The sequence below is a fragment of the Banduia mediterranea genome, from assembly GCF_031846245.1.
GTDB classification, from domain to species: Bacteria; Pseudomonadota; Gammaproteobacteria; order Nevskiales; family Nevskiaceae; genus Banduia; species Banduia mediterranea.
Genome location: NZ_JAVRIC010000008.1, coordinates 48,755 through 71,205 on the forward strand (window position 1 = coordinate 48,755; position 22,451 = coordinate 71,205).

29 protein-coding genes and 1 pseudogene are annotated in these 22,451 nt (G+C 64.7%); 14 read left to right on the plus strand and 16 right to left on the minus strand.

All coding sequences use genetic code 11. From position 1 onward, the window contains the following. Positions 1 to 62: 62 nt before the first annotated feature. The 6 genes and pseudogenes from RM530_RS07530 to RM530_RS07550 form a co-directional block, all read left to right on the plus strand. Positions 63 to 1,502: pseudogene (locus RM530_RS07530) on the plus strand (cobyric acid synthase); the annotation flags it as partial. Positions 1,503 to 1,553: 51 nt separating this feature from the next. Further along, positions 1,554 to 2,075 carry a bifunctional adenosylcobinamide kinase/adenosylcobinamide-phosphate guanylyltransferase gene (gene cobU, locus RM530_RS18665; protein ID WP_349256193.1) on the plus strand — a complete coding sequence of 174 codons (522 nt, stop codon included), beginning with the start codon at positions 1,554 to 1,556 and terminating at the stop codon, positions 2,073 to 2,075. A 5-nt stretch (positions 2,076 to 2,080) separates the two neighbouring features. Beyond that, the gene (gene cobT / locus RM530_RS07535) at positions 2,081 to 3,139 is read left to right on the plus strand and encodes a nicotinate-nucleotide--dimethylbenzimidazole phosphoribosyltransferase (protein ID WP_432276083.1); all 1,059 of its coding nucleotides are present in this window, start codon (positions 2,081 to 2,083) and stop codon (positions 3,137 to 3,139) included. Between the two features lie 7 nt (positions 3,140 to 3,146). Continuing rightward, positions 3,147 to 3,677, plus strand: a complete 531-nt coding sequence (locus RM530_RS07540) for a histidine phosphatase family protein (protein ID WP_311364608.1) — start codon at positions 3,147 to 3,149, stop codon at positions 3,675 to 3,677. Continuing rightward, positions 3,677 to 4,417, plus strand: coding sequence for an adenosylcobinamide-GDP ribazoletransferase (locus RM530_RS07545; RefSeq protein ID WP_311364609.1), 741 nt, complete (start codon positions 3,677 to 3,679; stop codon positions 4,415 to 4,417). Before RM530_RS07540 ends, RM530_RS07545 begins: the two co-directional genes overlap by 1 nt. Before the next feature lie 88 nt (positions 4,418 to 4,505). Further along, positions 4,506 to 5,522, plus strand: coding sequence for a CE1 family esterase (locus RM530_RS07550; protein WP_311364610.1), 1,017 nt, complete (start codon positions 4,506 to 4,508; stop codon positions 5,520 to 5,522). A gap of 10 nt (positions 5,523 to 5,532) precedes the next feature. On the opposite strand, the gene RM530_RS07555 is transcribed toward RM530_RS07550, so the two are convergent. The 3 genes from RM530_RS07555 to RM530_RS07565 form a co-directional block, all read right to left on the minus strand. Beyond that, the gene (locus RM530_RS07555) at positions 5,533 to 6,339 is read right to left on the minus strand and encodes a sulfite exporter TauE/SafE family protein (RefSeq protein WP_311364611.1); all 807 of its coding nucleotides are present in this window, start codon (positions 6,337 to 6,339) and stop codon (positions 5,533 to 5,535) included. Positions 6,340 to 6,343: 4 nt separating this feature from the next. Then, a complete protein-coding gene (locus RM530_RS07560) occupies positions 6,344 to 7,039 on the minus strand; it encodes an MBL fold metallo-hydrolase (RefSeq protein WP_311364612.1) in 696 nt (231 codons plus the stop codon). A 74-nt stretch (positions 7,040 to 7,113) separates the two neighbouring features. Then, the gene (locus RM530_RS07565) at positions 7,114 to 7,407 is read right to left on the minus strand and encodes a metal-sensing transcriptional repressor (RefSeq protein WP_311364613.1); all 294 of its coding nucleotides are present in this window, start codon (positions 7,405 to 7,407) and stop codon (positions 7,114 to 7,116) included. Between the two features lie 89 nt (positions 7,408 to 7,496). On the opposite strand from RM530_RS07565, the gene RM530_RS07570 reads away from it, so the two are divergent. Together RM530_RS07570 and RM530_RS07575 are read left to right on the plus strand one after the other, a co-directional pair. Then, positions 7,497 to 7,919 (plus strand): YeeE/YedE family protein, encoded by a 423-nt coding sequence (locus RM530_RS07570; RefSeq protein ID WP_311364614.1) that lies wholly within the window; start codon positions 7,497 to 7,499, stop codon positions 7,917 to 7,919. Continuing rightward, a complete protein-coding gene (locus RM530_RS07575) occupies positions 7,916 to 8,335 on the plus strand; it encodes a DUF6691 family protein (RefSeq protein ID WP_311364615.1) in 420 nt (139 codons plus the stop codon). The genes RM530_RS07570 and RM530_RS07575 overlap by 4 nt, the downstream gene beginning before the upstream one ends. Positions 8,336 to 8,550: 215 nt before the next feature. Here RM530_RS07575 and RM530_RS07580 read toward each other — a convergent pair whose 3' ends face one another. Beyond that, positions 8,551 to 8,856 (minus strand): hypothetical protein, encoded by a 306-nt coding sequence (locus RM530_RS07580; protein ID WP_311364616.1) that lies wholly within the window; start codon positions 8,854 to 8,856, stop codon positions 8,551 to 8,553. A 42-nt stretch (positions 8,857 to 8,898) separates the two neighbouring features. Here RM530_RS07580 and RM530_RS07585 point away from each other — a divergent pair, with 42 nt between their 5' ends. From RM530_RS07585 to RM530_RS07600, 4 genes are read left to right on the plus strand one after another with little or no spacing between them, the layout of a single operon-like run. Continuing rightward, a complete protein-coding gene (locus RM530_RS07585; protein WP_311364617.1) occupies positions 8,899 to 9,117 on the plus strand; it encodes a hypothetical protein in 219 nt (72 codons plus the stop codon). 7 nt (positions 9,118 to 9,124) lie between these two features. After that, positions 9,125 to 9,352, plus strand: coding sequence for an acyl-CoA dehydrogenase C-terminal domain-containing protein (locus RM530_RS07590; RefSeq protein WP_311364618.1), 228 nt, complete (start codon positions 9,125 to 9,127; stop codon positions 9,350 to 9,352). A gap of 58 nt (positions 9,353 to 9,410) precedes the next feature. Further along, positions 9,411 to 10,169 (plus strand): 3-methyl-2-oxobutanoate hydroxymethyltransferase, encoded by a 759-nt coding sequence (gene panB / locus RM530_RS07595; protein WP_311364619.1) that lies wholly within the window; start codon positions 9,411 to 9,413, stop codon positions 10,167 to 10,169. 8 nt (positions 10,170 to 10,177) lie between these two features. Continuing rightward, entirely contained in the window at positions 10,178 to 10,633 is a 456-nt protein-coding gene (locus RM530_RS07600) for a GNAT family N-acetyltransferase (protein ID WP_311364620.1), read from the plus strand. A gap of 4 nt (positions 10,634 to 10,637) precedes the next feature. Here the strand turns inward: RM530_RS07600 and RM530_RS07605 are convergent, their stop codons facing one another. Both RM530_RS07605 and RM530_RS07610 read right to left on the minus strand, forming a co-directional pair. Further along, positions 10,638 to 10,769 carry a hypothetical protein gene (locus RM530_RS07605; protein ID WP_311364621.1) on the minus strand — a complete coding sequence of 44 codons (132 nt, stop codon included), beginning with the start codon at positions 10,767 to 10,769 and terminating at the stop codon, positions 10,638 to 10,640. 88 nt (positions 10,770 to 10,857) lie between these two features. Further along, positions 10,858 to 11,187, minus strand: coding sequence for an Mpo1-like protein (locus RM530_RS07610; RefSeq protein WP_311364622.1), 330 nt, complete (start codon positions 11,185 to 11,187; stop codon positions 10,858 to 10,860). A gap of 448 nt (positions 11,188 to 11,635) precedes the next feature. Between RM530_RS07610 and RM530_RS07615 the strand changes: the two genes are divergently transcribed. Together RM530_RS07615 and RM530_RS07620 are read left to right on the plus strand one after the other, a co-directional pair. Then, on the plus strand, positions 11,636 to 11,842 hold the full coding sequence (locus tag RM530_RS07615; RefSeq protein WP_311364623.1) for a hypothetical protein: 207 nt from the start codon (positions 11,636 to 11,638) through the stop codon (positions 11,840 to 11,842). Next, positions 11,839 to 12,033, plus strand: coding sequence for a hypothetical protein (locus tag RM530_RS07620; RefSeq protein ID WP_311364624.1), 195 nt, complete (start codon positions 11,839 to 11,841; stop codon positions 12,031 to 12,033). The genes RM530_RS07615 and RM530_RS07620 overlap by 4 nt, the downstream gene beginning before the upstream one ends. Before the next feature lie 128 nt (positions 12,034 to 12,161). On the opposite strand, the gene RM530_RS07625 is transcribed toward RM530_RS07620, so the two are convergent. The 10 genes from RM530_RS07625 to serC all read right to left on the minus strand — a co-directional run bounded on the left by RM530_RS07625 (position 12,162) and on the right by serC (position 22,336). Next, positions 12,162 to 13,331 (minus strand): lipopolysaccharide assembly protein LapB, encoded by a 1,170-nt coding sequence (locus tag RM530_RS07625; RefSeq protein WP_311364625.1) that lies wholly within the window; start codon positions 13,329 to 13,331, stop codon positions 12,162 to 12,164. Between the two features lie 54 nt (positions 13,332 to 13,385). Then, positions 13,386 to 13,703: a LapA family protein gene (locus RM530_RS07630; RefSeq protein ID WP_311364626.1), complete on the minus strand. Its 318-nt coding sequence runs from the start codon at positions 13,701 to 13,703 to the stop codon at positions 13,386 to 13,388. Beyond that, a complete protein-coding gene (locus RM530_RS07635) occupies positions 13,700 to 14,002 on the minus strand; it encodes an integration host factor subunit beta (RefSeq protein WP_311364627.1) in 303 nt (100 codons plus the stop codon). Before RM530_RS07635 ends, RM530_RS07630 begins: the two co-directional genes overlap by 4 nt. 122 nt (positions 14,003 to 14,124) lie before the next feature. Next, the gene (gene rpsA, locus RM530_RS07640; protein ID WP_311364628.1) at positions 14,125 to 15,804 is read right to left on the minus strand and encodes a 30S ribosomal protein S1; all 1,680 of its coding nucleotides are present in this window, start codon (positions 15,802 to 15,804) and stop codon (positions 14,125 to 14,127) included. Positions 15,805 to 15,898: 94 nt separating this feature from the next. Next, positions 15,899 to 16,585: a (d)CMP kinase gene (gene cmk, locus RM530_RS07645; RefSeq protein ID WP_311364629.1), complete on the minus strand. Its 687-nt coding sequence runs from the start codon at positions 16,583 to 16,585 to the stop codon at positions 15,899 to 15,901. Next, entirely contained in the window at positions 16,578 to 17,912 is a 1,335-nt protein-coding gene (gene aroA, locus RM530_RS07650) for a 3-phosphoshikimate 1-carboxyvinyltransferase (RefSeq protein ID WP_311364630.1), read from the minus strand. Before aroA ends, cmk begins: the two co-directional genes overlap by 8 nt. Beyond that, positions 17,909 to 18,787: a prephenate dehydrogenase gene (locus RM530_RS07655; protein ID WP_311364631.1), complete on the minus strand. Its 879-nt coding sequence runs from the start codon at positions 18,785 to 18,787 to the stop codon at positions 17,909 to 17,911. Before RM530_RS07655 ends, aroA begins: the two co-directional genes overlap by 4 nt. Further along, positions 18,784 to 19,926 (minus strand): histidinol-phosphate transaminase, encoded by a 1,143-nt coding sequence (gene hisC / locus RM530_RS07660; RefSeq protein ID WP_311364632.1) that lies wholly within the window; start codon positions 19,924 to 19,926, stop codon positions 18,784 to 18,786. Before hisC ends, RM530_RS07655 begins: the two co-directional genes overlap by 4 nt. 120 nt (positions 19,927 to 20,046) lie before the next feature. Then, positions 20,047 to 21,144 (minus strand): prephenate dehydratase, encoded by a 1,098-nt coding sequence (gene pheA / locus RM530_RS07665; protein ID WP_311364690.1) that lies wholly within the window; start codon positions 21,142 to 21,144, stop codon positions 20,047 to 20,049. A 109-nt stretch (positions 21,145 to 21,253) separates the two neighbouring features. Next, a complete protein-coding gene (gene serC, locus RM530_RS07670) occupies positions 21,254 to 22,336 on the minus strand; it encodes a 3-phosphoserine/phosphohydroxythreonine transaminase (RefSeq protein ID WP_311364633.1) in 1,083 nt (360 codons plus the stop codon). Positions 22,337 to 22,451: the final 115 nt, after the last annotated feature.

Consider the following 22,451-nt stretch of genomic DNA (forward strand, 5'->3'; position numbering starts at 1 on the left):
GGAGGCTACTGGCCCGGTGCCCCCCGGCGATTCCGCGGCGCATCGTCAGGCGAACAGCGACCATGACCGCCCGCACCCTCATGATTCAGGGCACCACCTCCGACGCCGGCAAGACCACCCTGGTCGCCGGCCTGTGCCGCGTGTTCAAACGGCGCGGCATCGCGGTGGCGCCGTTCAAACCCCAGAACATGGCGCTCAACAGTGCCGTCACCGCGGACGGCGGCGAGATCGGCCGCGCGCAGGCGCTGCAGGCCCAGGCCGCCGGCGTGGCGCCGACGGTGGACATGAACCCGATCCTGCTCAAGCCGAACAGCGACATCGGCGCGCAGCTCATCGTCCACGGCCGCGCCGTCGCCAATCTCGACGCCCGCGCCTATCACGACTACAAGACCATCGCGATGCAGGCCGTCCTCGAATCGCACACGCGTCTGAGCACGCGGTACCAGACGATCCTCGTCGAAGGTGCCGGCTCTCCAGCGGAAATCAATCTGCGCGACCGCGACATCGCCAACATGGGCTTCGCCGAGGCCGTGGACTGCCCGGTGATCCTGATCGCGGACATCGACCGTGGCGGCGTGTTCGCCCATCTGGTCGGCACGCTGGAGCTGCTCGGCCCCAGCGAACAGGCGCGCGTCGCCGGCTTCGTCATCAACCGCTTTCGCGGCGATATCGGGCTGCTGCAACCGGGCCTGGACTGGCTGGAGGCACGCACCGGCAAGCCGGTGCTCGGCGTGCTGCCGTATCTGCATGGCCTGTATCTGGATGCCGAGGACGCCATCGCGCAGGCGCCGGCCACGCGCGAAGCCAAGCTGCGCGTGGTGGTGCCGGTGCTGCCGCGCATCAGCAATCACACCGATTTCGACCCGCTGCGCGCACACCCGCAGGTGGACTTCCGCTTCGTCGCCCTGTCTGAAACGCCGCCGCCGGCCGATCTGGTGATTCTGCCCGGCACCAAGTCCGTGCGCGCCGATCTCGATCACCTGCGGCAGCACGGCTGGGATGACTATCTGAACCGGCATCTGCGCTACGGCGGCAGGCTGATCGGCATTTGCGGCGGCCTGCAGATGCTCGGCCGGCGCATCGCCGACCCCTTGGGGATCGAAAGCGAAGCCGGCGACAGCGCAGGTTTCGGCTGGCTGGAACTGGACTCCGAACTGGCTGCGGAAAAGACCCTGCGCCAGGTTCAGGGCCATCTCGCCTTCGGCAAGGGCGCAGCGCTGCGCGGCTACGAAATCCACGCTGGCCTCAGCCACGGCCCGGCGCTGGACCGCCCGGCCGTGCGCATCGCTGATCGCGTCGACGGCGCGATCTCCAGCGACGGGCGCATCCTCGGCACCTACCTGCACGGTCTGTTCGACAGCGCCGAGGCCTGCGCCGCCCTGCTCGCCTGGGCCGGTCTCGACGCGCCCGAAGCCTTCGACGCCGATGCCCGCCGCGAAGCCTCGCTGGAACGGCTGGCCGACTGCCTCGAAGATCACCTGGACGTCGAGCGCGTGCTGGCAATCGCGGACGCGGGTTCGATTCCCGCCGCTTCCGGCAGCCGTAGCCGCTCAATGAAAACCCTGGTTCTCGGCGGCGCCCGTTCCGGCAAGAGCCGCTACGCGGAGACTCTGGCCAGCGCAGGTGGATGCGAGGTGGTCTACATCGCGACGGCGCAAGCGCGCGACGCCGAAATGCGGGCGCGCATCGGCCATCACCGCGAATCGCGCCCCTCGCACTGGACCACGCTGGAAGAGCCGCTGGCGCTGTCCCGTGTACTGCGCAGGCACGCCACCAACGGACGGTGCCTATTGGTGGACTGTCTCACGCTGTGGCTAAGCAACCTGTTGTGCAACGAGGATGCGGAGCTTGCCGACCGCGAAATCGAGGCGCTGCTCGAATGCCTGCCGGCGCTGAACGGCGGGGTCATTCTCGTCAGCAACGAAACCGGCCTGGGCGTGGTACCCACCGGCGAGCTGACTCGCCGCTATGTCGACCAGGCCGGGCGCCTGCATCAAGCCCTCGCCACACTCTGCGAGCGCGTGGTCTTCGTGACCGCCGGCATTCCCCGAACAATCAAAGGCCCCGACTTGTGAGCGACATCAATCCTCTCGCTTGGCTGCGCAGCTCCGTCCGGCGCCCGGACACTTCCAGCACCGCCGCCGCGGCGACGCGACAGGCGCAACTGACCAAGCCACCCGGTTCGCTCGGTCTGCTGGAGACCCTCGCGATCCGGCTGGCCGGCTTGCAGAAACGCGAATGCCCGGCCTTGGAACGTGTGTGGATCAGCGTCTTTGCGGCCGATCACGGTATCGCCGCCGAGCCGGTATCCGCGTTTCCGCAGTCGGTCACGGCACAGATGATCGACAACTTCGCGCGCGGCGGTGCCGCCATCAGCGTACTTGCACGCCAGCTTGGTGCGGCGCTGGAGATCGTGAACCTAGGCACGGTGGGCTCACCGTCGCAAACCCAGGGCGTGCTGCACCAGCTGATCGCACCGTCGACCGCCAACTTCGCGGAAACGGCAGCGATGAGCCATGAACAACTTGCACGGGCCCTTCAGGCGGGTTACGACAGCGCGACCCGCGCGCATGACGATGGCTGCGAGCTGTTCATCGGTGGCGACATGGGCATCGGCAACAGCTCGTCCGCGACGGCGCTGGCCTGCGGCTACGGCTTGGGCGCACCCTCGGCGCTGGCCGGCCCCGGCACGGGTCTGGGCGCACGCGGCGTCGCACACAAGGTCTCGGTGCTCGAACGCGCGCTGGCCCTGCATGGCCCGCACCTGGATTCGCCACTTGAGGTGCTGCGCCGGCTCGGCGGCTTCGAAATCGCGGCCTTGGCGGGCGCCTACATCGGCTGTGCCCAGCTCGGCATACCCGTGCTGGTGGACGGCTTCATCAGCAGTGCAGCGGCGCTTGCCGCCTGCCGCCTGAATCCCGACACACGCGACTGGCTGCTGTTTTCACATCGCTCGGCCGAACCCGGCCATGTCATCCTGCTCAAGGCCCTGGACGCCGAACCCCTGCTCGATCTCGGCATGCGGCTCGGCGAAGGCAGCGGCGCCGCCGTGGCGGTGCCGCTGCTGCGCAGTGCCTGTCTGCTGCACGCGCAGATGGCGACCTTCGCCGAAGCGGGTGTCGCCGGCCGCCAAGCCTGAGTCGGGCATGTCCATCACCCTGCTGCGTCATGGCGAAACCGAGCGCCCCGGCCGCTACCACGGGCGAAGCGATATCGCCTTGAGCCGGCAAGGCTTCTCGCAAATGGAGATCGCCGTGGCGGGTGCGGACTGGGATCACATCCTGAGTTCCCCGCTGCGGCGCTGTGCCGACTTCGCCGATGCGCTGGCGCAGCGTCTGAACCGCCCGATGTCCAGCGACGCGCGACTGTGCGAGCTGGATTTCGGCGAATGGGAAGGCTGTACCGCCGCCGAGCTGCAGCTTCGCGTGCCCGAAGCGCTCGGCCGCTTCTGGTCCGATCCGGACCAGCACCCGCCGCCGCGCGGCGAAGCGGTGTCGAGCCTGCGCGATCGCGTGCTCGCGGCCCTGTCCGAACAGGCGGCGGTGCACGGCGCGAAACGGCTGCTGATTGTCACGCACGGTGGCCCGATCCGGGTGTTGCTGGCGCAGCGGGACGGCATCGCATTGAACCAGCTGCTGAGCATCGAGGTGGCGCTCGCCGCCCGGATCGAACTCTGATGCGGGCCTTTCTGGTTGCCCTGCAATTTCTGACGCGCGTTCCGGTGCGATTCGCCGACAGTCCATCGCAGCAGACTGTCGCGGGTTCGCTGCTGTGGTATCCCGCAGTCGGTCTGCTGATCGGCCTGATGCTGTGGCTGTTCTCCTGGCTGCTGGACGGGCAGGCGCCGCTGCTGAGCGCCGCGCTGATATTGAGCGCCTGGGTCGGCATCAGCGGCGCGCTGCACCTCGACGGACTCGCCGATTGCGCCGACGCCATCGTCGGCGGACGCGGCAATCGCGAACGCATGCTGGCGATCATGAAAGACGCCGCCGCCGGTCCGATGGGCGTCAGCGCGATCGTACTGGTGCTGATACTCAAGCTGGGCGCCTTGAGCAGCGCGCATGACTGGCCGACGCTGGTGCTGCCGCCGCTGCTGGCCCGCGGTCTGGTCCCGCTGCTGTTTCTGAGCACACCCTATGTCCGGCGCGACGGCCTCGGTTCGGCGATGGCCGAACACCTGCCCAGGAATGTCCTGGTGCCGGTACTGGGCCTTGGCGGTCTCGCCACGCTTGTGGCGACACCATTGGCGGCGATGCCCGCGCTGATCGCCGCCGCCGCCGTGCTGTGGCTGCTTCGCGCAGCGGCGATACGACAGCTGGGTGGATTCACCGGCGATGTGGCCGGGGCCCTGGTCGAACTGGCCGAAACCACGATCCTGGTTGCACTGGTTCTCGTGTCGAGCGGACATTCCACCTGAGTTGCGTGATCCGCCCCGGCGAACCGGACTTGTGCGGCCGGCCGCAACTGCGTTTGACTGTCAGCCCCACGCCCCGCAGAAAGCCACCATGACCCGGACCCGACGCCCCCTCATCCTGCTGCGCACCAGCATCCTGCTGCTCGCCGCGCTAGGCGTGCTCGGCCTGTCCGGCTGTCTGGCGGTGCGCGTGACACGCGCGGTCCAGCAGAATTCCGCACTCGACGCGCTGCCGGCGAAAGGCGATGTGGATTCGGCCAGCGAACGCACGCTGTATCAGGATGGCACGGCGCGCAGCTATCTGGTGCAGGTTCCCTCGGGGCCTGGCCCGTTTCCGGTCGTGGTGCTGTTGCACGGCGGCACTCAGACGGCGCGCGAGACCTGGGAGCAGACCAGCCTGCCGAGCCTGGCCCGTGAAAAAGGATATCTCATGGTTGCGCCGCAGGGCGTCAACAAACACTGGAACGACGGGCGTGGTGTCACCCTCGCCGGGGATGCCTCGAATGCCGACGACATCGCCTTTCTCAACGCGGTGATCGACGATGTGCTGCGCCGCGACCACGGCGACGCCTCGGCCGTCTTCATGGTCGGCGTCTCCAACGGCGGCTTCATGACGATGTACTACGCCTGCCAATCCGCGCAGCGGCTCCGCGCCGCCGCCAGCGTCATCTCCAATCTGCCGAGCACACTCGCCGCACAGTGCCGGCCGTCCAAATCCCTGCCCTGGCTGGCGATCAACGGCACCGACGATCCAATCATCCCGTACGGCGGACAGGCCGCCGGCAAGCTCGAAAACGGCGTCGCACAACCGGCGCTGCTGTCCGCGGAGGCCACGTTCGATTTCTGGGCGGACCACGCCGGCTGCTCCGAGAGCCTCGACACCCGCACCGTCACCGGCAGCGGCGATACACGCGTGGAAACGCGCACACGCGAAAAATGTACGGGCGGCAACCGCAGCGTTCAGTACGTCATGCACGGCGCCGGCCACGTCTGGCCAGGGCTGGCGATTCGCATGCCGATGATCGAGCGACGCCTGGGCGGGACTAATCTGACCGTGGACAGTGGCGAGATCGTCTGGGATTTCTTTGCATCGACGCTGAACCACTGAAGCCGGACGCTCAGACAACCAAGCTGCCGATCATCAGGACTGCCACCAGACCTGCCGCCACTGAAAACCCCTGCTGCAATCGCGGCCCCGCGATGCGGCCGGCGACGAGTCTTCCAGTCAGCATGGCCAGCGCGGCGCCCGCCGCAAATGGCGCCGCTACGGCGGCTTCCAGCCTGCCGGCCGCGACCGCGCCGAGCACCGCACTGCTGGATACGATCGCCACCACAAGCAAGGACGTGGCGACGATCGAGTTCATCGGAAGGTCGCTTGAACGGCGCAACGCCGGCACGATGACGAATCCGCCACCCACGCCCAGCAAACCCGAAAGCAAACCGGTGATAACGCCAGCCTGAGCCAAGGCACGCGCGCACGGGGCAGTCCACCGAAAGCGGCCGCTGTCCTGGTCGAGTTTGCAGGCCGCCGTACCCGGCCTTGCGGTGATCGGCGGCACGCCGCACAGCTCGCTGCGCGCCTGCAGGAACATCCGCTGCGCGACGAAGATCAGCACCAGTGCAAACACCAGACTCAGCCATTGCTCGGGCAGGCGATGCGCCAGCAGCACACCCAGCGGGGTGAGCAAGCTCCCGACCACCGACATCAGAATCGCCGCCCGATAGCGCACGATACCTGCGCGCAGTCCGAGCACGGCGCCGAGCGCCGCCGAAGCGGCAACCGCCAGCAGCGCGATCGGCGCAGCCTGGGCAAGGTCCAGATCGAACCCGAAAACCAGCAAGGGTACGGCGATGATGGCGCCACCGGCACCGGTCAGCGCCAGAACAAGACCGACCAGGGCCCCGAGCGCAGCGGCCAACAACACGCGGCTATTCCTGCCCGCAGGCGAGGTTGGCCGGAACCGCCACGTCCATCATTTTGGGGTTCGGCAGGTTCAGGTTTTCCATGATCCGGACGTACTCGTCCCGGGTCTTGCCGGCCAGCCGCGGATTGTGACGCTTCTCCTCACCGATCGAAGACGCCGTCCAGCCCTTGTAGTCATGCGCAGGGTAGAGCGTGGTTTCGTCCGGCAGCACGAACAGTTTGTTGACGATGGAATCCCAGCTCCGGTCGGCACTGCCGCCCTGAAAGTCGGTCCGCCCGGTGCCGCGGATCAGCAGGACGTCGCCGGTGAAGACCGCCTCGGGGGACTGCGGCTTGAGCACGAAGCTGAAGGATTCGTTGGTATGCCCGGGCGTATATAGTGCTTGCAGGCGCAGACCATCGACGTCCACGATCTCGCCTTCGGTCACGTGCATCGAGACGCACTCGGCCTTGGTGTATTCGCCCATGACGGTGACGCAGCCCAGGCTCTCTCTCAGATCGCCCAGCGCCGTCACGTGGTCGGCATGCGTGTGGGTATCAATCGCCTTGACAAGCTTCAGGTCGAGATCCTCGATCGCCTGCAGATAGTGTGCAAGCCGCTCTTTGACCGGATCGATGATCAGCGCCTCACGCCCGACGGCGGACGCCAGAAGATAGGTATAGGTGCTTGATTCGGAGTCAAAGAATTGGCGGAATATCATGCTTGTTCCTGAAATCGGATTGTTGGTGTCAGCCGCCGCCACAGCGCCTTGGCGAAGCGCCTTGGCGAAGCGCCTCAACCATATTTCGTGAGTATCCTCGCGACATCGTTCACACCGCTCTCGAGCGCGGGCGTCAACGCCTGGTGGCGCTCCACTTCCTGAGTGACCGCACAGGCCATCAACTCGAAGAAGGCCTTGTCCATCGCGCGGCGCGCCGCTGACATCTGGTGCGCGACCTTCTCGCAGTCCTCGCCATCGCCGACCATCCGTTGCAGGCCCCGCATCTGGCCCTCGATCCGCTTGAGTCGGGAAACCATCGCATCGCGTTTTTCGTCCCAGTCAATCACCCGCTGCTCCAATCCGGTCATTCGATTTCACCTGCGTCGCGGGTGCGCATCGCCTCGGCCAATAATTCGTATAATATACCCATAGGGGTATATGTACAAAGGGCACACTGATGACTGAATTCACTCCCATCTCCGGCCTTGCCGGAGGCCTGATGATCGGGCTCGCCGCCGTGCTGTTGCTTGGCCTCAACGGACGGATCGCCGGAATTTCCGGAATCATCGGCGGATTGCTGCCGCCGCGCGCCACGGCCCCTGCCTGGCGGCTCAGTTTTCTGGCCGGACTATTTCTGGGGGCGCTGGCATTCGCGGCGCTGAATGCTCAGTGGCAGGTCGAGCTGCCGCTGGCCTGGCCCTGGATGATCCTGGCCGGCCTGCTGGTCGGGTTCGGCACGCGGCTCGGTTCCGGCTGCACCTCCGGGCACGGCGTCTGCGGTATCGCGCGCCTGTCGCCGCGTTCGTTCGTGGCGACCGGAGTCTTCATGCTGAGCGCGGCGCTGACAGTCTTCGTCATCAGACACGGAATTTCCTCATGACAGCCGCACACAAACGCAACGGCGCGGCCTTGCTGGCCGGACTGCTGTTCGGAACGGGACTGTCCGTGTCCGGCATGATCCGGCCGGCCAAGGTATTGAACTTCCTGGACGTGAGCGGCGATTGGGATCCCACGCTGGCCCTGGTGATGGGCGGCGCACTGCTGGTCTGTCTACCGGCGTTTCGCTGGCTGATGAAGCAACCGGCTCCGGTGCTCGATAGCCGTTTCCATCTCCCGGAGCGCCGCAACATCGACTTCAGGCTCGTCGCGGGCGCGATCCTGTTCGGTATCGGCTGGGGCATCGGCGGCTTCTGCCCCGGACCGGCACTGGCCGCACTGGTAACCGGCGCCGGACCGGTATTCGCCTTCGTCGCGGCGATGCTCGCGGGGAGCTGGCTCGCCGGACGTCTGGGCTAATGTCGTGTCCAGCGAGGGACTTGCGAAATTCCCGCTGAAGTTGGGTTGAGAGCTTGCGCCAGCCGCGCGCTGGTCAAGTTGCGACCAATCTGGAAGCCTTTGACTGAAATCCGGATATCGATGGGGTCAAGAAGTGTCCATGTCTCGGTTTGGCGGGCACGGTGAACCCGGCGCCATCGCGCGCGGAGGGTGTTGATGGGGTCCGACGCCGGGGGCTACGTGACCCATCGCAGCAATTGATCGGCGGTGAGGACCAGCACGCCGAACATCAGGTGGGTCATCACCTTGGCGGGGCCCCGCACGTTGACGCGTGCGGCACCGAAGTCATCCTTGAGACGCGCATTGACGCGCTCGACGGTGCTGCTGGCCGAGGTGAGCACCGCTGAAATCGGGATCAGGCCGTCGGCCACGTCCAGGTGCAGCTTGTAGCCGATCCAGGTGGTCTTGAAGCCCTGGCTGTTGCGCTGGGTGCCCACGTCGCAGGCCGTGGGCAGATCGGCCCGCATCGCGGGCAGGCTCATGCCGGCGGCTTGACGCTCAATGCGAGTGGGTTTCTTGGGAGGGTGCTCTTCATCTTTGCGCGGCCGTCCGCGCTTGCGCGGTGGCGGGGGCGCTTCGGCATTCAGTCGCTGGACCTGCTGGGCCGCAAGCTGTGGATGCAGGGCGACGCGCCGCTGCGTCTGCTGCAGTCACGCATCGCCGCGACCCTGGCCCCGAAGCGCGTGCGAGTGGCGACGCCCAACTGGCCGACCACGCGGCGGCGCTCGAGGTGCGCTCGCTAATTCCGCGGTGTTTCTGGAGGCCTTCGGTCATGTGGTCATGGCTTGGAGCTGGCTGCGTCAGGCCGTCGTTGCACAAGGCGCCGACCACAATGGTACCGACGAAAATTTCCACCGGGGCAAACTCGCCGCCGCTGGCTGGTTCTCCCAGTGGGAACTGCCGAAGACGGCGCCACAGTTCGCACTGTTGCGCAGCCTCGATCGCCGCTACCTGGATATGCGCGACGACTGGTTCTGAGCGGTAACACCGGGCCGGCGATTGTCGGAGTCGCGACGGCGCGCTAACGTTCCGGCCCATGAGCCCAACCCACAAACTCAGCGCCGAATCCCTGAAAGGCATGAAGTCGGCCCGCCCGATTGCCATGCTCACCGCCTACACAACGCCCATCGCGCGCAGCCTCGAGGCGGCCGGCGTGCCGGTACTGCTGGTCGGCGACACGGTCGGGATGGTGGAGATGGGTTTCGACAGCACGCGTCTGGTCACGCTGGACCACATGCGCTACCACATCGGCGCGGTGAGACGCGGTGCCCCCGAGACCCACATCATCGGCGACCTTCCGTACGACACGGACCGCGACCCGGAAACGGCGCTGCATAGTGCGCGGCTGCTGATCGAGGCCGGCGCCGACAGCGTCAAGCTCGAAGGACCGAAGTACGAGGTGATCCGGCATTTGCTGGCGAACGGTATCGACGCGGTCGGCCATACCGGCCTGACGCCCCAGACCACCAGCAATTTCAGACAGGTCGGGCGCGATGCCGAGGATGCGGCGCGCATCGCGGACGAAGCCCAGGGCATCGCCGGAGCGGGTGCCTTCATGCTGGTGCTGGAGCATATTCCCGACGATTTGGGTGCCCGCATCACCCAAAACATCGCGATACCGACCGTTGGCATCGGCGCGGGCCCGGACTGCGACGGGCAAGTACTGGTCATCAATGACCTGCTGGGATTCGGCGACCGCTGGCCGCCGTTCTCGCGGCAGTACGCGTACCTGGGCCAGACGATCACGGATGCCGCCCGCAGCTTCGTCACCGAAGTTCAGGATCGCAGCTTTTAGGCAAAGCCATGCAGATCCGAATCGATGATCTGAGCGGCCCGGACATCGCTGAATTTCTTGAAGAGCATATCCGTGACATGAAGGCCGTCTCGCCGCCGGAGAGCAAGCACGCACTCGATCTCGAGGGGCTGCGCAAGCCGGAGATCACGTTCTGGACAGTCTGGGACGGCAACACCTTGGTGGGCTGTGGCGCACTCAAGGAACTGGACGCGAAGCACATGGAAATCAAATCCATGCGGGTGGCCAAAGACTACAAGCAACAGGGCATCGGCTCGATGCTGCTGCAGCACATGCTTGACCAGGCCGCCACGCGCGGCTATCAGCGCCTGAGTCTGGAAACCGGCTCGATGCCGTTCTTCGAGCCGGCACGCAGTCTGTACGCAAAATTCGGCTTTGTAGCCTGCGCCCCGTTTGCCAGCTACCAGGAAGACGCCAACAGCGTCTTCATGACAAAAGCCTTGTGAGACATCAGCCCATATACGCCTGACCGCCATCCACGCCGATGCTTTGGCCGTCCGTCGCCAAGGCCAAGGCGATCCCCTGCCCCACGCCCTGCCCGGCGCCCGTGACCAGCGCATGTCTGCCCGATAGTATTTCCATACTGTCTGCTCCTCGTCGAAGCTGCGATTCGATGAGGCTGCGGCCCGATGGAAAGAGCGGCTTGATCCGCTTGAGGTAGGTCCGGCGGCTACCAGGGAATGCGGCGGGTGAGCACGTCACGAAACATCACGAAGTCGCCCATCAGGCTGTAGAACGGATGCTTGAACGTGGCCGGCCGGTTGTGCTCGAAGAAGAAATGACCGACCCAGGCGAAGCCATAGCCCACCAGCGGCAGCAGCCACAGCAGGCTCCATGCACCGCTGATCAGGGCGCCGGCCAGTATGAGGATCAGGCTTCCGGTTCCGATCACATGCAGCCGTCGGCTGGTGCGGTTGGCATGCTCGCTCAAATAGAACGGGTAGAACGCCGCGAACGAATCGAATCCGCTGTCTGCTCTTTGCGTCGGTTTGCTGTCCATCGAAGCCTCCATCCGATCGGCGTGCGTTGCGCCTGTTCGATACTCGAAACCAGAGCGTTCATTGTGGATGAATTGGGCGACAACGGCATTACCTCGCGAAAAGACGCAAAGGCGCTAAGAAATCCTTGTTCTTTTTCCTCGCTGTGCTGGCGTCTCTGCGTCTTTGCGCGAGACAACGCCTTTCGCGCTCACCGAGCCAAATACTCGTCCGACGGATAGGTTTCACGGCGACTGGAACTATGCCATCGCGCCAGATCGTCCAGTCGATCGTGGCAGGAAATCGTCCGCAAAGTTGTCAAAGTAATTTTCTGACGATTCCTGAGCCCGGGGCTTACCTCACTGAGTTACATGTCCACTCAGATTCAGTTGATCAAGAGTCCAGCCATACTGATGCCGGTCGTCGATCGGCTCGACCTCCCCAACAACGAAGACTACGTCGCCGGATTCGATGGCGAGCACGGCGCTGCCGAGCAAGGGGGCCCAGGATCAGCTCGCACGCAAGCTGATCGACGAAAGTGCCCAGTACGAGCTCGCGCTCAAGTCCGCGCAAACCCTGTATGAACGGGCGCTGGACGGTTATGACCAGATCGCTGTCAGCTCGGGCGGCGACTACAACAACATCAGCACCGTCAGAGCGAGGCGACCCCGCCGGTGAAACCCACCAAACCCAAGCCCTTGCTGAATCTGGCGGCGGCGCTGGTGCTTGGTGGCTTGTTCGGGCTGATTGGCCCGATGGTCTACGAGTTCTTCTTTCGGCGCGTACGTTGCCGCGACGATTTCGATCGTGATTTCGGGGTGCCGGTACTCGTCGAGTTCGGGCCCCATCCCACGGGAGCAAGCGCCTGATGAGTACCGCCATGGCCAGTGGTCCCAATGCCAGGGGGAACGGCCATGCCGCAGGCGATTCATTGTGCAGGATGCCGCTCGCGGCATGGCTGTTAGTCGACCATGGCGCCAGCGCGGGCGCCGACGCGTCAGGAGGCGCCCGGGATGCTCTGGATATCGTCCGGCAACGGTTCGATACTGTCCCATTGCTTGCAACTGGGGCATTGCCAGAACAGGAATCGCGGCGTCAGCCCGCAACTGCGGCAGCGGTAGCTGGGTGCAGCCTTCATCGAATTCTCGATCGCGGAGCGCAGGACCCGCACCGGTTCACCCAGATCTTCGACCTCTTGCAACAAGGCATGCAGGCCGCTCCAGCTGGGCTGACGCGACATGCGGTCCGCCAGGAACTGTGCGGCGTCCTCGCCGCTTTCGCGCATCAATTTGGCCAGCGTCACGGACGGCAGGGCGGTCGGATAGTCCTTTTCCGCTTCCTTGAGGTAGCCGCGCAGGCCGCGCAGATCGTCGGCCTTGCGATAGGCGCGTTCGATGCCCGGCATCACCTCGCGAAAGAAACGCAGGTCCTGATCCGGGACACGTTGATAGGCCGCGATCGCGCCGGCCTGATCGTCGAGCGCTTCCCGCGCCCCGCCCAGCACCAGGCTGGCGCGCACGCTGCCCCTGGATTCGGACAGCGCCTGCTCCGCGAGACGTTCCGCTTGCCTGAAGTCGCCATCGGCCTTGGCCAGATCGGCCAGTTCGCAGTGATAGTGCGCAATGACCGGCCGCAGGGATTCGCCGCGCACGGCCTGCAGGCGTTGCGCGGCGACGATCGCCTTGTCCCAATCGTGTTCCTGCTCGTAGATGCCGACCAAGGCGGTCAGGCACTCGGCCTGGAACAGGCCTTCGTCGACGAGCGCGCCGAACAGCTTCTCGGCGTGATCGAGCAAACCGGCCTTCTGATAGTCATGAGCCAGCTCCAGACGAGCGCGGTATGCGAATTCAGCAGCCAGCCCTCCCTGCGCCAGAACGTTCTGATGCAGCCTCAGAGCGCGGTCCACCTCGCCCCGTCTGCGGAACAGGCTGCCCAGGGTAAGGTGCAGGTCCGCAGTCTGGTCCGTGACCTCTATGGCCTGGATCAGGGTGGTCATCGAAGTGTCGGCGTCATCGGTACCTGCGGCATCGAGGCCGGCGAGGTAATCGGAGGGCTTATCGACAGCCGCGCCGGGTGCGCCTTGCTGAATATGTCGGCGCGCGACGGTCCAGCCCAGCGCGAACCCGATGGGCAGCAACAGGACGACCAGACCGAAGCCTTCAAACATGGATGTTGAACTGAATGTCGGTTTGATGCCGCGCCTGCGCAGAAGACCTGAGGATCAAGGGCCTTCCTTGATCGGCAGTTCCCGCAGCGAACGCAGTTCCGAATCGCTGTCCTTGAGCTTGCGCTTCAGGCGGCGGTTTTCGTTTTTGAGCTCGAAAATGCGCCCCCCGCAGATGATCAGGCTAAGCAGGATGGAACCGCCCATCACGCCCAGCAGCAGCCAGATGAGGCCAATTGAAACCGTGCCCGCGAGATAGTCGAATTGTACGGTCTGTGCGTTGAAGTAACCGATCGAAACGCCCAGCGCGAGCACCACCAGAAACAGGATGATCAGCAGAATCCGGCCGAACGAGCCTGTGCGCTTGCCGCTCACCCGGTAATCTCGGTGCCGGCGCGCTGATTGACGCGTTCGCGCAATTCCTTGCCGGGTTTGAAATGCGGGACGTACTTTGCGGAAATCGTGACGGCGTCCCCGGTCTTCGGATTGCGGCCGACACGCGCCGGACGATGATGCAGCGAGAAACTGCCGAATCCACGTATTTCGACACGGTCCTGACGGGCCAGAGCGAGACTGACCTCATCCAGTATCAGCTTGACGGCCAGCTCGACATCCTTGTGCATCAAGTGCGTCTGGCGGATGGCGAGCTTGTCGATCAGTTCGGATTTGGTCATCGGTGCGTCTCGGAATTCGGGGACGGATTCGGGAGCGATATCAAGGCAACGATAGTCAAAAAAAAAGGGCCGCGCAAGCGCGGCCCTTGATTTTCCCCTTTGTTTTTGAAGGGATAGACAGATTAGTTCGAGTCTCCGCCCATTTTTTCCTTGAGCAGATCGCCGAGACTGGTCTTGCCGGTGGTGGCATTGCGGCTGTATTCCGCCACCGTTTCTTCCTCGTCCTGAATCTCCTTCACGCGGACCGAAAGCTGCACGATGCGGCTCTTGCGATCAATTCCGACGAACGAGGCTTCCAGATCGTCGCCGACGCTGAGGATCGTGGTGGCGTCGTCGACACGCTCGCGCGCCAGGTCGTTGGCCTTGATGTAGCCCTCGACGCCTTCGGCGAGAATGATCGCGGCACCGCGTGCGTCGACTTCCTTGACCTTGCCCATGACCTTGTCGCCACGGGTGTTTTCGGCCATGAACTGCGCCAGCGGGTCGGACTGCAGCTGCTTCACGCCCAGGGAGATGCGCTCTCGCTCGGCGTCGATCGCCAGCACCGTGGCCTCCACATCCTGGCCCTTGGTGTACTTGCGCACGGCGTCTTCGCCGACTTCGTTCCACGACAGGTCGGACAGGTGAACCAGGCCGTCGATGCCGCCGTCCAGACCGATGAACACGCCGAAATCGGTGATCGACTTGATCGTGCCGAAGACGCGGTCGCCCTTCTGGTGGTTCTGCGCGAACTCTTCCCACGGGTTCGGCACGCACTGCTTCATGCCCAGGGAGATACGACGGCGTTCTTCGTCGATGTCGAGAATCATGACCTCGACCTCGTCGCCGATCGTCACTACCTTGCCGGGGTTGACGTTCTTGTTGGTCCAGTCCATTTCGGACACGTGGACCAGGCCCTCGACCCCCGCCTCGATCTCCACGAAGGAGCCGTAGTCGGTGATGTTGGTGACCTTGCCGAACAGACGCGTCTTTTCCGGGTAACGGCGCGCGATGTCGACCCAGGGATCCTCGCCCAGCTGCTTGAGGCCGAGGCTCACGCGGCGACGCTCGCGGTCGTACTTGAGCACCTTGACTTCGATTTCCTCGCCGACCGTGACCACTTCCGACGGGTCCTTGACGCGCTTCCACGACATGTCGGTGATGTGGAGCAGGCCGTCGATGCCGCCGAGGTCGACAAACGCGCCGTATTCGACGAGGTTCTTGACCACACCCTTGAGCACCACGCCTTCCTGCAGCGTCGCCAGCAGCGAGTCACGCTCGGCGCTGTATTCGGCCTCAAGCACTTCGCGACGCGAAACAACGACGTTGTTGCGCAGCTTGTCAAGCTTGATGATCTTGAATTCGAGGGGCTTGCCTTCGAGATAGGCGGTATCGCGAACCGGGCGGACATCGACCAGCGAGCCCGGAAGGAACGCGCGCACGGCGCCGATATCGACGGTGTAACCGCCCTTGACCTTGCCGGTCATGGTGCCGATCACGATCTCCGAATCCTCGAACGCCTTGGTGAGGCGGTCCCAGGTACGGATACGCTCGGCCTTTTCCTTGGAGAACTTGGTTTCGCCGAAGCCGTCTTCGACGGTTTCCAGCGCGACCTCGACTTCGTCTCCAGCCGCAACGGTGATTTCACCGTCTTCGGACCTGAACTCGTCTATGGGGATGACACCTTCGGACTTCAGACCCGCGTCGACGATGACGACGTCGGTCTTGACCTCCAGCACCACAGCCTTTACGAGTGACCCCGGCTGCATCGACTGGCCGGCGGCAAGGCTTGCTTCAAATAGTTCGGCGAAACTTTCGCTCATTAAGGTTTACTCACTTGTCTGCGAATTCGTCCTGAATTCAACAGGTCCAGGTTGGTTGAAAAAATCCGGTCCCGCGTCCTTGCGGATTCCGGCCCTACCCGCCCAAGCCTCGGGCGGCCAACAAATCGACGACTTGCGCGAACACCGAATCTGCGGAAATATGGGTGGTGTCGATCACCACCGCATCGTCCGCAGCCTGCAACGGCGCTGTGGCACGTTGGCGATCCCGCAAGTCGCGCGCGCGTATCTCCGCGCAAAGACCGTCGAGTCTAGCCGGCTTTCCGGCGTCCCTCAACTGACGAAAGCGCCGGCGCGCCCGTTCTTCGGCGCTCGCATCGAGAAAGATCTTGAGCGGCGCTTCCGGGAAAACGATCGTGCCCATGTCGCGCCCGTCCGCGACCAGCCCCGGCGGCTGCATGAAATCACGCTGGCGTTGCAGCAATGCGGCACGAATCTGCGGCACCGCCGCGATCTGCGAAGCCAACCCGCCGGTGGTTTCCAGACGCACCTGCGCGGTGACGTCGACGCCGTCCACAAGAATCGCCTCGGCATCGGCCGCCGCCGAAAACACGATGTTCAGCCGCGGTGCCAGCGCCGCCACGCGCGCGCTGTCATCCAGCGGAACACCGTCACGCTGCGCCGCCAGCGCCAGAATTCGGTAAAGCGCACCGCTGTCGAGCAAATGCCAGTGCAAACGCCGTGACAGCGCGCGCGCCACGGTGCCCTTGCCGACGCCGGACGGGCCGTCGATCGTCACCACCGGGACGGAGGGTTCAGTCATGGCCGTGATCCACGGTGATTGGAAGCCCGGCGCCGGCAGCCAGTTCGGCGAAGCCCGGAAACGAGGTGTCCACATTGGCGCAGTCGTCGATCACGATTGGCGCGCTCGCCCTCAGCGCCGCCACGGCGAATGACATCGCCACGCGATGATCGCCCAGCGAATCGATGCGTCCACCGCCCAGTTGTCCTTCAGCGCCGACACCGGCGATGCACGCGCCGTCCGCGCGCGCCTCGGCGTCGACACCCAGAACTCGCAGGCCATCCACCATCGCCTGAATGCGATCGGATTCCTTGACCCGCAGCTCCTCCGCACCACTGATGACAGTTTCTCCGTGGGCACAGGCCGCCGCGATGAACAGCGCCGGAAACTCGTCGATCGCCGACGCCACCAGTTCCGCGCCGATCTCGACGCCGCTCAGACCCACGCCCCGCACGCGCAGATCCGCCACTGGCTCGGAACCGAACTCCCGGGGTTCCAGCACTTCGATGTCGGCACCCATGCGGCGCAGAATCTCGATGACGCCGGTACGCGTCGGATTGATGCCGACATCGGTCAGGATCAGCTCCGATCCGGGCACGATCGCGGCCGCCACGAGAAAGAACGCGGCCGATGAAATATCCGCGGGCACCCGGATGTCGCTGGCATGCAGCGACTGCCCGCCACGCAGTCCGGCGCTGCCGGGCCGTGCCTTCACGTCCACACCGAAGACCTGCAACATGCGCTCGCTGTGGTCACGCGAAGGCGCCGGCTCCACAACCACGGTCTCGCCCTCGGCGTAGAGACCGGCCAGCAGCAGGCAGGACTTGACCTGCGCGCTGGACACCGGTGACTCGTAGCGAATGCCGTGCAGATGATTGGCGGGCCCGATGCTCAGTGGCGCGGTGCCGCTTTCGGCGGTTTCGATCTGCGCACCCATGCGGCGCAAGGGGTCCACCACGCGACGCATCGGCCGCCGCGACAGCGAGGCATCGCCGCTCAGGACCGAGCCGAAACGCTGGCCGCTCATCAATCCGGCCATCAGCCGCATCGAGGTACCCGAGTTGCCAAGATCCAGCGCTTGGCCCGGTGCCTTCAATCCGTACAAGCCGACACCGTCAATGCGCAGGCGGTCCGGCGCATCGATCTGCACTTCGGCGCCCATGGCCCGGAACGCCTTCATCGTGCTGAGGCAGTCCTCTCCATTGAGAAAGCCGCTGATTCGGGAACGCCCTTCGGCCAGCGAGGCGAACATCACCGAACGATGGGAAATCGACTTGTCTCCCGGCACGCGCAGACGGCCTTGCAGCCGACCGCCCGCACTCAACTTGAAGACTGTCTTTTTATTCATTGATTCTTAAACGCTCTTTCTACGGTTTCGAGATACTGCTCGCGTGCCGATCGAGCATGCTGGAATTGCGCCAACACAGCCTCGCCATCGTCACGCTCGATCGCATCGCGCAGGCTCGTGAGCACGCGGCTGAATTCGTCGATGACCGGCAGCAGCGCGGCACGATTGGCGCGCACGATGTCATGCCACATGCGCGGGCTGCTGGAAGCAATACGCGTGAAATCGCGAAAGCCGCCGGCCGCGTAGGCGAAGATCTCGCGCTCGCTCTCCATGCCGGCGAGACAGTCAACGAGCGCGTAAGCCAGCACATGTGGCAAATGGCTGGTCGCTGCCAGAACCTCGTCATGATGCTGAGGTTCCATCTCCACGACGGTGGCGCCGCAGGACTGCCAGGCGGATCGCACGCGTTCAATCGCGGATTCTTCAACCGCCGACCCCGGCGTCAGAATGACGCGGCGCCCGCGAAACAGGTCGGCCCGGGACGCCGCGACTCCGAAGCGTTCGCCGCCGGCGATCGGGTGTCCCGGCACGAACCACTGCGGCCACTCGCCGCACACGGCAATCACCGATTCGATCACCGAACCCTTGGTGCTTCCGACATCGGTCACCACCGTACCGGGCGCAAGGGCCGGTATCAGCGCCGCGACCACCGATCCGACGGCACCCACCGGAACCGCCAGCAGCACCAGATCGGCATCGCTCACCGCATCGGCGACGCTATGCCCCACTCGATCGATCACACCGAGCGACAGCGCCTGCTCCAACTGCTGCGCATCCGTATCGTAGGCGCTGATCCGTTCCGCCTGCCCGGCCTCGCGCAAGGCGCGCGCCACCGAACCACCGATCAAACCAATGCCGACAACCGCCAGATTCACGCGCCGGAACTCATTTTAAGAATGTCTTTCAATGTATTGATAAATCTTGAATTCTCTTCCCCAGTTCCGATCGATACACGAATGAAGTCCGGCATCTTGTAGGAACCCATCGGACGCACGATCACACCGCGCTCCAGCAGCCCCTGATGAATCGGCGAGGCATCCCGGCCGAAGTCGATCGTCAGAAAATTGGCCTGGGATGGCAGCGTTTTAAGACCCAGGGCATGGACTTCCGCCGTCATGCGGGCCAACTCACGCGTGTTCAGTTCCACTGATTTGCGGACGAAGTCCTGGTCTTCCAGGGCCAGCTCGGCCGCCAGCAGCGCCAGGCTGTTGTTGTTGAACGGCTGGCGTACGCGGTTCAGCAAATCCGCCAGCGACGGATGCGACAGACCATAGCCCACGCGCAGCGAAGCCAGGCCGTAGACCTTGGAGAAGGTCCGCGTCACCAGCAGATTCGGATAGCGACTCAGCAGCGCGCGGCTATCGGTGCGCAGCGCCGGCGCCTGGTAGTCGAAATAGGCCTCGTCGAGCACCACCACGACCTGCTCAGGTACCTCTTCCAGAAACGCCTCGATCTGCTCCGGCGCCAGCCAGGTGCCGGTGGGGTTGTTCGGATTGGCGATGAATACCGCCGCGACGTCGTCACGCAGTTCCCGCGCAAAGCCTTCGAGGTCATGCCCCATCGGCATCGAAGCATGGTCTCGCGGCAGCGCCGGCACCACGATCGCCTCCGCGTTCTGCGCCTGCGTGGCGATCGAATACACCGCGAATGCGTACTGCGAGAACAACGCGGCGCGGCCCGGGCCGAGGAACACCCGCGACACGAACTCCAGCAAATCGTTGGAGCCATTGCCCAGGGTGATGCAATCGGCGTCAACGCCGTGATAGGCCGCCAGCTTCTTCTTCAGGCGAAAGCCGCCCCCATCGGGATAGCGGCTCAGCTCGCCGCGCGCGGTCGCCGCCAGCATCTCGCAGACAGCAGGACTGGCGCCCAGCGGGTTTTCATTGGACGCGAGCTTGATCGCATCCTTGACGCCGAGCCGACGCTGCAGTTCCTCCAGCGGCATGCCGGGCTGGTAGGGCGCGAGCTGCAGGACACCGGGCAGCGCATTCTTGAGGTAGGCGGGATTGTTCATTGCTTAGGTCGGGTCATTCAAAAACTCGGTTAGCGCAAGGACGCGAAGGCGCCTCAAACTGCAAACCAGAACTCATTCTTCGCGACTTGGCGTCTCTGCGCGAACCCTGCGGCTTCGGCTTCAGATCACGGCCCTGGGGTAAGACCCCAGAATCTTGAAGAAGCCGGCACGTCCGCGCAGTTCGTCCAGCGCGGCGGCCACCGCCGCATCGCTCTGATGGCCTTCGATATCGACGAAGAAGTTGTAGTCCCACACCGCGCGACGACTCGGACGGGACTCGATCTTCGAAAGATTGATGCCGCCGCGGGCAAACGGTTCGAGCAGACGGAACAGTGCGCCAGCCTCCCCACCCTGCGGCGCCGAGCAGACGATCGAGGTGCGATCGGCGCTGGTGGCTTCGGGGTTCTGTCGTCCGATGATCAGGAAGCGCGTGGTGTTGTTCGGGTCGTCTTCGATATTGCTGGCCAGCGTGCGCAGACCATACAGCTCGCCCGCCGCGGCGCTGGCGATCGCGGCGCAGTTCGGCTGATCGGCGGCACGCCGCGCGGCCGCGCCATTGCTGGGCATCGGTTCGCGTGGCACGCCCGGCAGTTTGACATCCAGCCAGCGCCGGCACTGCGCGAAGGACTGAGGGTGCGAATACACCACCTCGATTCCGCTGCTGTCCTGCCGTTTGCTCAGCAGCTGGTGGTGTACCGGTAGCCAGACCTCGCCGCAGATCGACAGCGGCGTCTGCGCCAGCGCATCGAGCGTACTGGTGACGACGCCTTCCGTGGAGTTTTCGATCGGCACCACGCCGTACATCGCGGAGCCGGATTCGACGTCACGGAAGATTTCGTCGATCGCGCTGGCCGCCTGCGCCGCCACCTGGTGACCGAAATGCTTGTAGACCGCGGCCTGCGTGTAGGTGCCTTCCGGCCCCAGGTAGGACACCGCCAGCGGGGTCTCCAGCGCCAGGCAGGCCGACATCACCTCGCGCATGATGCGCGCCATCACCTCGTCCGCAAGCGGGCCGCCGAGTTCGCGATTGCGTTCCTTGGCGCGGCGCAGCACCTCGGCTTCGCGCGCGGGACGATAGTGGTCGGTGGTGTCGCCGGACTCGGCCTTGATGTCGCGTACGCGCTGCGCCACGCGCGCACGTTCGCTGATCATCCGCTGGATTTCGGTATCCAGCGCATCGATACGGCTGCGGGCATCGGCAAGCGTGCGAAGTTCCATCGTCGGCGGTTCGGCGTCGGTCACGGAAAAAGGGCGCAAAGTTTAGCGGCTGGCGGCCATTCTCGCTTGATTGAAGGCCCGCCGGAATACTTGCCCGAGCGCAGCCGCTTCAGCCGCGAGTGCGCGTGAATTCGCGCATGTAGTCCACCAGAGCCTGCACGCCGGCTGCGTCCATCGCGTTGTAGAGCGAGGCGCGCATGCCGCCCACCAACCGGTGCCCCTTGAGGCCTGGCAGGCCGGCCGCCTTGGCGCCGTCCAGAAACGCTGTATCCAGTGCCGCATCGGCGAGTGTAAACGTCACATTCATCCACGACCGGTCCGGTCGCGCCACCGGGCAGCGATAGAAGGACTGAGCATCGATGTAGTCGTAAAGCAACGAGGATTTGCGCGCATTGCGCGCCGCCATCGCCTCCAGCCCGCCTTGCGCCTTGATCCACTTGAGCACCAGCCCCGACACGTACCAGGCAAAGCACGGCGGCGTGTTGAGCATCGACTCGCTGTCGGCCACGGCCTTGTAATCGAAGACCGACGGCAGCGCCGGATGGGTCTGACCGATCAGGTCCTCGCGCACGATGACGATGGTGAGCCCGGCCGGCCCCAGGTTCTTCTGGGCGCCGGCGAAAATCAGGCCGTAGCGCTCGACCTCGATCGGCCGCGACAGGAACGAGGACGAAAAATCCGCGACCAGGGGCACCGTGCCGACCTCCGGCACATCATGCAGTTCCACGCCCTCGATGGTTTCGTTCGGCGTGTAGTGAAAATAGGCGGCATCGTCCGACAGCGACCAGGTATCGGCCGCCGGCACATGATCGTAGCGACCATCCGCCGGTTCGGCGACGACATGTGGCGTTCCGTACCGCCGGAATTCCATCACCGCCTTGCGGCTCCAGACACCGGTCAGCAGAAAATCGGCGCGATCACGTCCCCGCAGCAGATTCATCGGAATCACGCCGAACTGCGCGGTCGCCCCGCCCTGCATGAACAGCACTTTGTAATTCGCCGGCACGTCCAGCAGTTCACGCAGGTCCGCTTCGGCCTCGGTGGCGATCGACATGAACGGCTTGTCGCGATGCGACATCTCCATGACCGACATGCCGGTGCCGCGCCAGTCGAGAAGCTCGGACTGAACCTGCTCCAACACCGACAGCGGCAAGGTGGCGGGGCCGGCACTGAAATTGTGAACACGCGACATGGTCTGATTCCGTCGGATATCGGTAGGCCTGCGGCTCGCCGCATCGGGAGCGCAGCCTAGCCGTACGCGCGGCTTTTTTCGAGGGTCCCGCCTCGAAAATTCACACGATCATGTA